Raw genomic sequence first — 13303 nt, 5'->3', positions numbered from 1 at the left:
GTGTATTATGAGAAGAATCAATTTATTATCTGAAAACACTGCCAATAAAATTGCAGCAGGAGAGGTTGTTGAAAGAGCTAGTTCTGTAGTTAAAGAATTAATGGAAAACAGCCTTGATGCTGACAGCAAAAATATAACTATTGAAATAGAAGACAGTGGAAATAAACTTATAAGAATCACAGATGATGGAAGTGGTATTCATCCTGAAGATATAAAAAAAGCTTTTATGCCCCATGGTACTAGTAAGATAAGTTCCGTAGAAGATATTTATGATATTCAATCTTTTGGATTTCGTGGAGAAGCTCTTGCTAGTATAGCTGCTGTTTCAAAGGTTAGACTAAAATCAAGGATGGAAGCTTTTGATTATGGTAGAGAGATTTATATTGAAGGTGGAAAAGTAATCTATGAGAAAGACATAGGTTGTAATTTGGGAACGGAAATTGAAGTTAAAGATCTATTCTTCAATACTCCAGCAAGACAAAAATTCTTAAAATCACCTCAAAGAGAAAAATCTATAATAAATGACTTAGTATTAAAGCTAGCCCTAGGAAATTATAAGACTTCCATTACATTAATTAATGATGGAAAGCAAACCCTCAGGACTTTTAGTGAAGATGAACTGGATAAGACCCTTAGAATTTTATACGGAAAAGAAGTATATGAAAATGTAATACCAATAGAAAATCATAGCGATATTTTATCTGTATATGGATTTATTGGAAAAGAGACTATTAGTAGGGGTAGCAGAAATAGACAAAGCATCTTTGTAAACAAGAGACTTATAAAAAGCTCTCTAATAACTGCAGCTGTAGAGAATGCATTTAAATCCTTTATTATGGTAAATAAATTTCCCTTCTTTGCTATATACATTGATATATTTCCAGAGTTTATAGATCCGAATGTACATCCAACTAAAAATGAAATTAAGTTTTTAGAGGAAAGAGTCTTATTTAAAACAATATTTGATGGGGTTCATAGTGCATTAAAAGAAAGCTTAAAGAAGAGTTTTATTATACCAGAAGAAATAGAAGATTCGTCTATGGTTCAAGAGGATAAATCATACATAAGTTATACTCATCCAGAACCTAGTCAAATGGGGTATTTAAATGATAATCAATATACTAATAAAGACAATAATTTAAATTATAATAAGGATTCTGCTTTTAATAAAGAAGTAAACTATAATGACAATCCTTCTTATATAAGAGAAATTCCTATAGAAAATCAAGTTGAACCTAAAGAATCTAACATATATTCTAGTAAGGAAATATCGAGAATACCTAAGTTTCCACCAATTAAACTCATAGGACAGTGTTTTAATAGTTATATAATTGGTGAATATTTAGATGAATTGTATTTAATTGATCAGCATGCTGCTCATGAGAAGATATTATTTGAACAGTATAGAAAAAATATAGGTAATCTTAATGTGGTAAGTCAGATTTTAGCTGTACCTATAATCATTCCATTAGCCTTTGATGAATATGCCATTTATAAAGATAATGAAGATATTTTTTCAAATGCAGGATTTGTAGTTGAAGGTTTTGGAGATAATGACGTGTTAGTGAGAGAAGTTCCCTTGCTTTTAGGGAAACCTCATATAAACAATTTATTCCATGATATGATAGATAATATAAAATCTATGGGTAGTGGTTTAGCAATAGATGTAAAATATGATAAAATAGCATCTATTGCTTGTAAAGCAGCTGTAAAAGCCAATGATAAGCTATCCGATGTAGAGATTTTATCACTCCTTGAAGAGTTAAGATATATAGATGAGCCATTTACTTGCCCTCATGGTAGGCCTACTATAATTAAATACTCATTAAAGGAAATAGAAAAAAGTTTTAAAAGAATTTAGTATGAAGGGGTTAAAGCTATGAAAGATTTATTTATATTAGCAGGACCTACTGGTATTGGTAAAACAAAGATCTCAATTGATATTGCCAAAGAACTTAATGGGGAAATAATATCTGCTGATTCCATGCAGATATATAAGAAGATGGATATTGGATCTGCTAAAATATCATCAGAGGAGATGAATGGTGTTAAGCATCATCTAATAGATTTTTTAGATCCTAGCGAAAGCTTCAGTGTAGCAGAGTTTAGTAACTTGGCAAAGGAAAGTATTGAAGAAATAAGTAGTGCAAATCATCTTCCAATGTTAGTAGGTGGAACTGGGCTTTATATTAATTCTCTTATTTATAATTATAGTTTTGCAGAAACTAATAAAGATGAAGCTTATCGTAAAGAATTAGAACAACTAGCCTTAGAAAAGGGAGTAGATTATGTTCATGAGATGTTAAAAGAGGTTGATGAAGTTAGTTATAATAAACTATATCCCAATGACCTTAAAAGGGTAATTAGAGCTTTAGAGGTATATAAGGTAACTGGAATACCTATATCTGAAGCAGCTAAAAATGATGAAATTTTTAATATACCTTATAAAGTTTATTACTATGTGTTAAATATGAATAGAGAAAAGCTTTATGAAAGAATTAATCATCGTGTTGACTTAATGATAGAAGCTGGTCTTTTAGAAGAGGTAATAAGGTTAGAAAAAGAAGGATATAATACAGATATGCAATCTATGAAGGGAATAGGTTATAAAGAACTATTACAATATCTTCATGGTGAAGTTTCTAAAGATAAGGCTATAGAAAATATAAAGCAATTTAGTAGAAATTATGCTAAACGTCAACTTACCTGGTTTAGAAAAGACCCAAGAGTTAAGTGGGTAGATAAGGACGATTTTTCTAATGACGAGGATATAGCAAAATTTATTATTAATGATTTTAAAGAGATAAAATATATAGACTAGATTAATTTTAAACATTATATAAGATATGGTGATAGCTATGAATATTAAGGAATTATTTGCTTAATATTCATAGCTATGTTAGTATTAGAATGTTATTTTATGTTTAAGGAGCGATTTTTTATGATAGAAAAAACTAAAAAGTTTTTAATAAATAACTTTAAAATAAATGAAGGGGTTTTTAAAGTATCAGAACAGGCCTTAAAGGATATTCAAGATCAATTTTCTATGATGGATGATATTCGCGAATATAATCAATTAAAAGTTCTTAATGCTTTGCAAGCTGAAAGAGTTAGTGATATGCATTTTACTAATTCCAGTGGATATGGTTATGGGGATGTTGGTAGAGATACTTTAGATAAGGTTTTTGCTAGAGTATTTAACACAGAAGCTGCCCTAGTGCGTCCACACTTTGTAAATGGAACTCATGCTATTGGATGTGCTTTATTTGGTAACTTACGCCCAGGAGATACAATGCTTAGTATATGTGGTTCACCTTATGATACTTTACATAACATTATAGGAATAACTAAGGATGTAAACATAGGATCTTTAAAGGAATATGGGGTAAACTATAATCAACTAGAGTTAACAAGTGCAGGTAAAGTTAATGTTGAGGAAGTACAAAGAGTTTTAAGAAAAGATTTAAGTATAAAGTTAGTACATATTCAAAGATCTACAGGATACGGTTGGAGAAATGCACTGTTAGTAGATGAAATAGGTGAAATAATAAAGGCAATTAAAGATATTAATCCAGAAGTAATTTGCTTTGTAGATAACTGTTATGGCGAATTTATAGATACTATTGAGCCAACAGATGTAGGAGCTGACCTTATAGCTGGATCTTTAATTAAAAACATTGGTGGAGGAATTGCTCCAACAGGTGGTTATATAGCAGGTAAAGAAGTCTATGTAACTCAAGCAGCTTATAGATTGACCATACCAGGGATAGGGGGAGAGTGTGGTTCTACCTTTGGCGTTATGAGAAGCTTATATCAAGGATTATTTTTAGCTCCCCATGTAGCTGTAGAAGCTGTAAAGACAGCTATATTCTGTTCAAGGGTAATGGAACTTCTAGGATTTGATGTATTGCCGAAATATGACACTAAGAGAAGTGATATCATACAAGCTGTTAAATTTAATGATAAGGATAAATTAATTCATTTTTGCAAGGGAATTCAAGCTGGTTCTCCAATAGATTCCTTTGTAGAGTGTGAACCTTGGGCTATGCCTGGCTATGAAGATGAAGTTATTATGGCTGCAGGTGCATTTATACAAGGTTCTTCAATAGAACTTTCTGCTGATGCTCCAATAAGAGAGCCATATATAGCATATCTTCAAGGTGGATTGACCTTTGATCATGGTAAAGTAGGAGTTTTAATGGCTATATCTAGAATATTATCTTAACTATGAGTTAAATTAATAGGTATATAATAAATCTATATTATTATATAAAAAAATATTAAGAAGCTATAATAGCTTCTTAATATTTTCTATAAATTCCTGAAAGTTTACCTAAGATTTTGCAATTATCTACAATTATTGGCTCCATAGTAGAGTTTTCTGGTTGTAATCTAATATGCCCATCTTCTTTAAAAAATCTTTTTATAGTGGCTTCATTTTCTATTAAAGCAACTATAATATCACCGTTAGAAGCAATAGAAGTTTTTTCTATTATAGCTAAGTCTTTATCATGTATTCCAGCTTCTATCATACTGTCTCCTTGGACTTTCAGTATAAATAATTCATTTGTACTGTTTACAAAATCAAGGGGTATAGTTAGATAATCTTCTATACTTTCTTGGGCAAGTATAGGTATTCCAGCTGTAACTTTACCTATAATAGGAATATCAATCATCTCTTTTTTATTATGAGGTTCTTGTAATAATTCTATTGCCCTTGGTTTAGTTGGGTCACGTCTTATTAATCCTTTTTTCTCAAGTCTAGTAAGATGACCATGAACTGTAGATGTTGAACTTAAATTTACAGCTTCACAAATTTCTCTAACTGAAGGTGGATACCCTTTAGTATTAACTTGATTTTTAATAAACTCATAAATTTCTGATTGTTTACCACTTTTAATATCAATCATGAAAACACCTCTCAATCTAGATAATTATACCATAATGAGTGAAGAATATCAAACTTTTGTTCCCATTAAGGAAGATTATTCTAGGAAATTTAAATAAAAACTGGAGATGAAAAAATGAAAAATTTTTTAGAACTAAATATAAATGCAGAAATAATAAAGGCGTTGGAGAAATTAAAAATAACTAAGCCAACTCCGATACAAGAATTATCAATTCCTAAAATATCAGCAAATATAGATGTTATAATGCAAAGCGAAACAGGTAGTGGTAAAACATTGGCTTACTTGTTACCTCTAATTGAAAGAATTAATTATGAAAAAAGAGAGAATCAATTTATAGTGTTAGTTCCTACTCATGAATTAGCCCTTCAAGTAAATGAAGTTTTAAATACTTTAGCAGATAAATCAGCTTTGGATATAAAATCTACTGTTATCATGGGAGATGTAAATATAAAAAGGCAGGTTGAAAAATTAAAGGATAAACCTCAATTTGTAATAGGGTCTCCTGGAAGAATACTAGAACTTATAAAAATGAAAAAAATAAGTGCTCATACAGTTAAAACTATAGTAATTGATGAGTGTGACAAACTTTTAGATAAAAATAATTTAAATATGGTGAAGGATGTTATAAAAACTACACTTAGAGATAGACAATTAGTAATGACTTCTGCAACTTTAACGGAGGAAGCTTTAAATATAGGCGAAAGTTTAATGAAATCTCATGAAATGATAAAGTGTAACAATGATACAACTATAAACCCTAACATAAACAATTTTTATATAGTTTGTGATAGAAGAGATAAAATACTTATCCTTAGAAAGTTAATGGCAAGTATAAAACCTAAAAAAGCCATTACTTTTATTAATAAAAGTGAAGAAATAGAAATATTAACTTCTAAGTTAAAATATCATGGATTAAATGTAGATGGAATACATGGTAGTTTTGTTAAAAATCAGAGGCAAAAAACCATGCTAGACTTTAAAGCAGAGCGTATAAATCTGTTAGTGTCTTCTGACTTATCAGCAAGGGGATTAGATATAGAAGATGTTACTCATATATTCAATGTAGACTTACCAGAAGATATGAATACCTATGTTCATAGAAGTGGTAGAACCGCTCGAGGAGATAAAAGTGGCACAGTTATATCTATTATTTCCCCTAAGGAGATAGCACAGTTAAAATCTTATAGTACAAAACTAAATTTTAATCTTACTGAAAAAACTATATCTCACGGAAATATAGAGGACGTCGCTGCTGTAGTAAAAAACTATAAAAAAAGTAATGCATCTTCAGCTAAAACATCAAAAACATCTAAGAAGTCATCTAAACCTAGGAAGAATATTGTTAATAAGGATAAAAGAGATAAAAGATAAGGTATAAGGTTAATATAAAGTGTACCTGATGCATATAATTTAATAGAGTTCTATCTAGGAGGATTTATGTCTAGACATTTTACAAATGCAATTTACTTAAGTGATGAAGTGGAGAATATTGTACGAACTTCTAAATTCCTAGGAAAGGGCAACAATGGAGTAGTATATAGAATTGATGATGAAAAAATTATAAAGATATTCAATGATAAAAAGGTTTGTGAAACGGAGTATATAATTCTTAAATCATCTATGCATCATCCATCCTTTCCTAAAGTTTTTGGCTATGGAGATTATTTTATTGTAAGAGAGTTTGTAGATGGTATAAGACTTGATAAATATCTAAATCATAACCCGTTAAATCAAAAACTGGTAAGAAGCCTAGTAGATTTAATAAATGATTTTAAAGAACTTGGGTATAAAAAGTTAGATATACGTTGTAAGGACTTATATGTACAAGAGGACTTTTCTATTAAAGTTATAGATCCAAAGGATAACTTTGACAGAGAGATGCCTTTTCCGAGGCATCTAATGAGAGGTATACTAAAGAGGGATAGTATAGGTGAATTTTTTTATTATCTACAAAAAATAGATAGTAATCTATACGAATCTTGGAGAAGCCAGTTTAAAGAATATCTAAAAAAATTAGCAGAAAAAGATAAAAAGCTCTAAGAGTAATCTTCTTAGAGCTTTTGTGTTTTAATAGCTAATTTTAATCAAAAATTAACTAATTATATGTTTTATTTTAAAAGATACAATGGTAAACTTATCTAGTAAAAACATATAAAAGGAGACGTTTCAAATGAGAAAAAGGACAATAGGAGCTTTGCTTATTACGGCAATAATTTCCCTTACATTAATAGGATGTAGTACCTCTAATAAATCTAATAAAGAGGAGGCGAATACTGAAGGTAATGATAATAAAGAAATATATCTTTCAAAGGAAACAGAGAAGAAGGAAACAGATAAAAATCCAGTGGCTACTATAGAAATGGAAGATGGCAAAGTTATTAAGTTAGAGCTTTATCCTGAAATAGCACCAAATACTGTTAGAAATTTTATAAGTCTTGCTAATAGTAAATTTTATGATGGTCTAATATTTCATAGAGTAATTTCAGGCTTTATGATTCAAGGTGGAGATCCAGAAGGTACTGGAATGGGTGGACCTGACTACTCCATATATGGGGAATTTGCCAATAACCAATTTGAAAATAATCTTTTACATACTAAAGGAGTTATATCAATGGCTAGATCGAACGATAAGAACTCTGCTGGTTCTCAATTCTTTATAATGCATGGTGATACTCCTAGTTTAGATGGAGACTATGCAGCATTTGGTAAGGTTATAGAAGGTATGAATGTAGTAGACTCTATAGCTCAAATAGAAACTGGTAGTAATGATAGGCCTAAGAAGGATATAAAAATTAAATCCATAACAGTAGATACCTTTGGAGTTACCTATAATGAACCTGTAAAATATACAAAATAATTTAAAAGAGCTTTCGCAAATTAGTGATATTTTTGCGAAAGCTCTTTTTTATATAAAATGTTGTTATTTCACATTAAATATACTGCTACCTCTTTTTGTAGCCTTTAATTTGGCTATGTATACATATTTTTAACAAATATTTTATCTACTTCCTCTTTTTTATTATTTAATTATTTCAATATAACTACCATTCGATATAATGTTAGTTATATTGAATGGTAGCTATAATAATTTGCGATATAAATATGCTTACATAATGTATACCTAGTGTAAACGCGGATAAAATGTTTGTTTACAAGGGTAAAATGATGTATACTTAAATCAAGGTGTAATTTAATAATTTTAAGGATGTGTAATTAATGGATTCAATTTTAAGTGTAAGGATAAGCGAGGAACTAAAAGAGAAATTTCAAAGTTTAGCTGAGGTAGAGGGGATAAATAATAAAGAATTCATGGATCTTATAATAAGGAACTACGAATTAAACAAAACTGCAACGGCTACAGACTTTATTAAAAGCGATGTAGAAGAGTTACAGAGCATAACAAAAAGAATTTTAGATATATACATAAATATGATAGAAAAGAACAAGGTTAAGAACTCGGAAGTTATTAATAGTTTTAAAGGGACCTTAGAGGAAGAGTCCAATAGAAGTGAAAAGTTAAAGGAAAATATGGAAAGTGTAAAAAAAGAGTTAGAGTCTTTAAATTCTCAGAATAAAGAACTTAAAGACTCCTTAAAGGAATGTAAAAATCTTTTAGAAAAAGAGAGAGAAGATACTAAGGGCTATAAAGAGCTAAACATAATGTTAAAAGAGAAGGTAAGTGAGCTAAATAGTTATAAAAATGAAGCAGAAAACTTAAGATCAATAAATCAGGACATGGATGCTAACTTAAAAACTCTTGAGAGGGAAAAGGATAGTTATATTAATAAATTAAATGAGCAATTAAAGCACAGTGCTACTTTGGAAGATCAAATAAATGATATTAAAAGTTCTTATGAGAATAAAATTGTAGAGATCACAGAAGAGTTTAGTAGAGAGTTAAGGTTAAAAGATGATGAAATAAGGATTTCTATACAAAAAGAATTACTACAAAAAGAGGAAGAGTACAGAAAAGAAATTTGGTCAATGAAATCTCAGTATGATGATAAAATTTCTAAATTAATGGATGATAAAGAACAATTACTGCTAAAAATGAGAGATGATATAAATAATAATAAATAATATATAAAAAAATGCTGAAGTATTTCTAATTTTTAAATTAGGCTCCAGCATTTTTATTATTTACCCTCTGTATAAGCATGTTCAAGTATATCTAAATATTCTGTGAAACTATCCTTATCCTCTTTAGAAACGTTTTCTAGGGAATAATCAAGAAACTTACATCTTTCCATAATTACTGCTTCTAATATGTTATTTCCCTTTTCTAAACCTTTAATCCTAACTATTCGTCTATCTTTTGAATCTCTAACTCTCTTAACAAGATCCTTACTTTCCATTCTATCTACTAAGTCAGTGATAGTACTAGGAGCTTGATAAAGTTTATTACTAAGTTCGCTAATTGTAACTTCATTATGATTTATGATAATTTGTAAGGCTTCAAATTGTGCAGGGGTAATATCATAATCTTCCAATATAGTTCTTCCTTTTTTCTTTATATAAAAGCATACTCTTCTTAATAGTTTCTCTATCCTTTCTATTTGTGGATCTTCGTAAATTTTCAAAAAATCACTCCTAAATTATATTATAAACAGCATAAGTGCTTATATACTCTTGCACTATTATACACTTTTTTTTGAATATAGTCAATAAATTACAGTTTATTGACTATATTCAATAAAAAACAACATCTTGAAATTTTAAATCAAGATGTTGTTTTTTATATATTTATTTTTAAATTAACTATGTAAGAATTTACTATTCTTGCATTTTAGCAATGCTATCAAGACATTCTTCACAGATGTTTTTACCTTTGTAGTTTTTAACATCTCTAGCATTACCGCAGAATAAACATGCTGGCTCATATTTTTTTAATATGATTTGATCTCTATCTACATAAATTTCTAAAGCATCTTTTATCTCGATATCTAAAGTTCTTCTTAATTCTATTGGGATTACTATTCTCCCTAATTCGTCTACTTTTCTTACTATTCCTGTTGATTTCATAATATTTTCCTCCTAATGTTTGTTATTTATTTTTTCATAAGTATAAATTGAATTATATATAACTATTATATATAATTATTATAATTTGTATACATTATTAAATTATCCAATTACAATTAAAATATACATTAATAGTTAATATATATCTATTATAACTTATTCTTTTAAATATTAACAGATATTTTTTTACTTTGTCAAATTTTACAAATGAAATGATTTATCTATAGTTTGTAAATTGTACATCTATACCATAATCTTTAGATTTTAAAAGTTGCATTGTTTCTTGTAAGTCATCTTTATTCTTCCCAGATATTCTTAATTGATCATCCATAATTTGAGGCTGAACCTTTATTTTGCTAGCCTTGATATCTGCCACCATAGCCTTAGCTTTCTCAGTAGAGATACCTTTTATTAATTTACAATTAACTTTAGCTGTTCCTAGTGAACCTGAATCGATTTTTCCAACCTCAAGAGCTTTGGAAGAGACACCTCTTTTAATAAATTTCCCTTTAAGTATATCGATTACAGTATCTAATTTAAACTCATCATCAGATATGAGTTTGACTTCATCTTTCAGTAAAGTTATTTCCGTCTTAGTACCTTTAAAGTCATATCTTTGTTTAATTTCCTTTAGTGCTTGATTAATAGCGTTATCAATTTCTTGCATATTAATTTCAGATACCACATCAAAGGAATATGAACTTGCCATACTTAGAACCTCCTTAAAATAATCTATATGTAAAAAACATATAAATATATAATAATTTATATGTTTAAAAATGTCTATATAATTTTTGAAAAATTTAAGTTAATTTTTTGGTTGAAGTTTTTTAATAGTTTTGTTAAAATGATTTAATGATTTAATATAGATAAAATGGGAAGTGATGATAATGAAATATTGTATTTTTGATGAAAAGAAAGTATGTAATGATTGCGGTGAGTGCAATGTATGTGAATATAATAGAGATAAGATCTGTGATAATTGCGGTAAATGTCTAGAGATTGAGGGATATGATGTCAAGGCTATAAAAATAGATGAGGTATTTGAGAAGAATAAAGAGGAAGAAATTAAAATTGATCTAGAAGATTTTAGTGATTTCGATACAGTTGAAGATGAGGATAGTTTTGCAGAAGAGGGTGTAGTTTCGTTGGAAGAGGATGAAATGCCATATATAGATGCTCTCGATGATGAATCCAATTGGGATTATATATCTGATATAGAAGGCATGGATGAGATTATGGAAGAAACAGATACAGATGGACTGCTACATGAAGAATATCCAGGTTTATATGTAGTAAGCAATAAAAGATAGCTACACAAAACTATTATATATGATATAATAGTTTTATAATATTTTACTACGGAGGTACAAAAGAATGAGCATTACTATTCTTAATTAATTTTATATGCATAACAAAATAAGTATTTATTACACTTTAAATATAGTTTTATGTTTTTTTGTTGTGCAATTAATTAGGCAGTGGTAATCTATTCTTTAAATTCTAATCATATAATAAGTATAAGACTGTTTTGATAGGTAAAGGTATGTAACCATAGTTTACTATAATTAATTTATTTTAATAGTTTCTATTTACCCTGAACCAGTTTATATTGTATGAATTACTAATAGAGTTGTAAGTTTGGTTTTAATTGCTTATTGTGATTAAAACCTTTTTGTTTTTTTAAAATAAAATACCACTATTGCCTTTTGATAGATTTATTAAAAGGAGTGTTATAATGGATAAGATAATCATTAAAAATATTTCTAAATCCTTTCAAAATCGCACAATTTTAAAAAATATAAGTTTTGAAATAGGAGATAATTCTAAGATAGGTCTTGTAGGAGAAAATGGCATAGGTAAAAGTACCTTAAAACAAATAATAACTAAGAAGATTTCCTACGATGAAGGAAGTATCAATTATATTCCTTCAAATATTCTTATCGGAATTATAGATGAAAACTTATATAATAATAATACTTTTTTAAGTGGTGGTGAAGCTACTAAAAAAGAAATTCTTAATATATTTCATAGTAATTATGACTTGTTTATACTAGATGAGCCTACAAATCATTTAGATTTAAGTGGTGTTCAATGGTTAGAAAGACTTATAAATTCTATAAATAAACCTATGATTATAATAAGTCACGATAGGTTTTTCTTGGATGAAGTTACAAATAAGACCTTTGTTTTAAGTAATAACGGAATAAAAACCTATGAAGGTAATTATTCTTCTTATGAAAAACAGCTATTGATGGAAAAGATAACTAATGAAAATTTATATAACAAACAACAACAGGAAATAAAGGCTTTGAAAGAAAATATTAGTCAAAGAAAACAATGGTTTAACAAAGCACACAAAATGGCGGGTACTAATGACCATTTAAGAGCATTAAGTAAAAAGCATGTTTCTATAATGAGATCAAAAGAAAAAAAGTTAGAAAAATTAAAAGAAGATGGAGTTGAAAGAATAAAGGATAATTCTTCAATTAAACTTATACTTAATAATACTAATAGTTTTAAAACAGCCATAAGAGTTGAAAACCTTAGTAAATCCTTTGATAAAAAGTTATTATTTAAAGATGGAAACTTTACTATAAATGGTGGTGATAAAGTCGGCATCATTGGTAATAATGGTAGTGGTAAGACTACATTACTAAATATTCTTCTAGGTAAAGATAAGAATTACAGTGGTGAGGTTTATTTAAACCAAAATATGAAGATGAGCAGTTTATCTCAATATCTAGAAGTCGTAAATGAAGAACTAACTATACTAGATTATTTATTATCCACCAATGAAACTAAAAATATAATTCGGTTATATTTAGGAAGTGTATTTATAAAAGGGGATAGAGTAAATACCTTAATTAAAAACTTAAGTATGGGCGAAAAATGTAGAGTAATATTTACTAAAATAATCATCGAAAATCCTGATTTAATAATTCTAGATGAACCAACTAATTATATGGATATCTTATCTAAAGAAAGTGTAAGTTTGCTTTTAAAAAGTTATTCTGGAACAGTTCTGGTAGTTTCTCATGATAGACATTTAATTTCTACTGTATGTAATAGAATTCTAAAAATAGAAAATAATAAAATTATTAATTTTACTGGGAATCAGGATGAAATAATAGAGTTTTTCACTTGTAATAGGACTAAAAATAGTAAGTCAAGGGTCAATAAAGACGAAATATTAATGCTTCAGTGTCGACTTTCTCAGCTAAGTGGTTTACTAGATGATGTTTCATTAGAAAAGGATGTTAAGTTAAAATATGAAAAAGAATTTTTGAATATTAGTAGGCGTATATCTGAATTGAGCGATAGAAAATATAAAAAGTAAAATAAAGAAGGATAGCAGCTATAGATTTAAT

The 13303-nt window shown here is 28.2% G+C and carries 13 protein-coding genes; 9 read left to right on the top strand and 4 right to left on the bottom strand.

What is annotated here, in order from left to right; all coding sequences use genetic code 11:
- Positions 1 to 7 precede the first annotated feature (7 nt).
- The 3 genes from mutL (at position 8) to ABDZ93_RS01900 (ending at position 4225) form a co-directional block, all read left to right on the top strand.
- Complete coding sequence (gene mutL, locus ABDZ93_RS01910) at positions 8 to 1861, top strand: DNA mismatch repair endonuclease MutL (protein ID WP_343823126.1); 1854 nt, start codon at positions 8 to 10, stop codon at positions 1859 to 1861.
- Positions 1862 to 1879: 18 nt separating this feature from the next.
- Positions 1880 to 2821 carry a tRNA (adenosine(37)-N6)-dimethylallyltransferase MiaA gene (gene miaA, locus ABDZ93_RS01905; RefSeq protein WP_343823125.1) on the top strand — a complete coding sequence of 314 codons (942 nt, stop codon included), beginning with the start codon at positions 1880 to 1882 and terminating at the stop codon, positions 2819 to 2821.
- Positions 2822 to 2941: 120 nt separating this feature from the next.
- The gene (locus ABDZ93_RS01900) at positions 2942 to 4225 is read left to right on the top strand and encodes a methionine gamma-lyase family protein (protein ID WP_343823122.1); all 1284 of its coding nucleotides are present in this window, start codon (positions 2942 to 2944) and stop codon (positions 4223 to 4225) included.
- Between the two features lie 76 nt (positions 4226 to 4301).
- Here ABDZ93_RS01900 and lexA read toward each other — a convergent pair whose 3' ends face one another.
- Positions 4302 to 4910 carry a transcriptional repressor LexA gene (lexA, locus tag ABDZ93_RS01895; protein ID WP_343823120.1) on the bottom strand — a complete coding sequence of 203 codons (609 nt, stop codon included), beginning with the start codon at positions 4908 to 4910 and terminating at the stop codon, positions 4302 to 4304.
- 114 nt (positions 4911 to 5024) lie between these two features.
- Between lexA and ABDZ93_RS01890 the strand changes: the two genes are divergently transcribed.
- The 4 genes from ABDZ93_RS01890 to ABDZ93_RS01875 all read left to right on the top strand — a co-directional run bounded on the left by ABDZ93_RS01890 (position 5025) and on the right by ABDZ93_RS01875 (position 8990).
- A complete protein-coding gene (locus tag ABDZ93_RS01890) occupies positions 5025 to 6281 on the top strand; it encodes a DEAD/DEAH box helicase (RefSeq protein WP_343823117.1) in 1257 nt (418 codons plus the stop codon).
- A 66-nt stretch (positions 6282 to 6347) separates the two neighbouring features.
- Positions 6348 to 6950: a protein kinase gene (locus ABDZ93_RS01885; protein ID WP_343823115.1), complete on the top strand. Its 603-nt coding sequence runs from the start codon at positions 6348 to 6350 to the stop codon at positions 6948 to 6950.
- A 130-nt stretch (positions 6951 to 7080) separates the two neighbouring features.
- Entirely contained in the window at positions 7081 to 7767 is a 687-nt protein-coding gene (locus ABDZ93_RS01880) for a peptidylprolyl isomerase (RefSeq protein ID WP_343823113.1), read from the top strand.
- Between the two features lie 359 nt (positions 7768 to 8126).
- Positions 8127 to 8990 (top strand): V-type ATP synthase subunit I domain-containing protein, encoded by an 864-nt coding sequence (locus ABDZ93_RS01875; RefSeq protein WP_343823111.1) that lies wholly within the window; start codon positions 8127 to 8129, stop codon positions 8988 to 8990.
- Between the two features lie 56 nt (positions 8991 to 9046).
- Here ABDZ93_RS01875 and ABDZ93_RS01870 read toward each other — a convergent pair whose 3' ends face one another.
- From ABDZ93_RS01870 to ABDZ93_RS01860, 3 genes are all read right to left on the bottom strand, one after another.
- Positions 9047 to 9490 carry a MarR family winged helix-turn-helix transcriptional regulator gene (locus ABDZ93_RS01870; protein WP_343823109.1) on the bottom strand — a complete coding sequence of 148 codons (444 nt, stop codon included), beginning with the start codon at positions 9488 to 9490 and terminating at the stop codon, positions 9047 to 9049.
- A gap of 193 nt (positions 9491 to 9683) precedes the next feature.
- Complete coding sequence (locus tag ABDZ93_RS01865) at positions 9684 to 9932, bottom strand: AbrB/MazE/SpoVT family DNA-binding domain-containing protein (RefSeq protein WP_035135880.1); 249 nt, start codon at positions 9930 to 9932, stop codon at positions 9684 to 9686.
- A 217-nt stretch (positions 9933 to 10149) separates the two neighbouring features.
- Positions 10150 to 10641, bottom strand: coding sequence for a YajQ family cyclic di-GMP-binding protein (locus ABDZ93_RS01860; protein WP_343823105.1), 492 nt, complete (start codon positions 10639 to 10641; stop codon positions 10150 to 10152).
- 181 nt (positions 10642 to 10822) lie between these two features.
- On the opposite strand from ABDZ93_RS01860, the gene ABDZ93_RS01855 reads away from it, so the two are divergent.
- The gene (locus tag ABDZ93_RS01855; protein WP_343823103.1) at positions 10823 to 11245 is read left to right on the top strand and encodes a hypothetical protein; all 423 of its coding nucleotides are present in this window, start codon (positions 10823 to 10825) and stop codon (positions 11243 to 11245) included.
- Positions 11246 to 11670: 425 nt separating this feature from the next.
- Positions 11671 to 13272 (top strand): ABC-F family ATP-binding cassette domain-containing protein, encoded by a 1602-nt coding sequence (locus ABDZ93_RS01850; protein ID WP_343823101.1) that lies wholly within the window; start codon positions 11671 to 11673, stop codon positions 13270 to 13272.
- Positions 13273 to 13303: the final 31 nt, after the last annotated feature.

Origin of the sequence: Clostridium subterminale (genome assembly GCF_039521425.1) — a bacterium.
GTDB lineage: Bacteria > Bacillota > Clostridia > Clostridiales > Clostridiaceae > Clostridium_J > Clostridium_J subterminale.
This window is presented reverse-complemented; position numbering and strand designations above follow the sequence as displayed.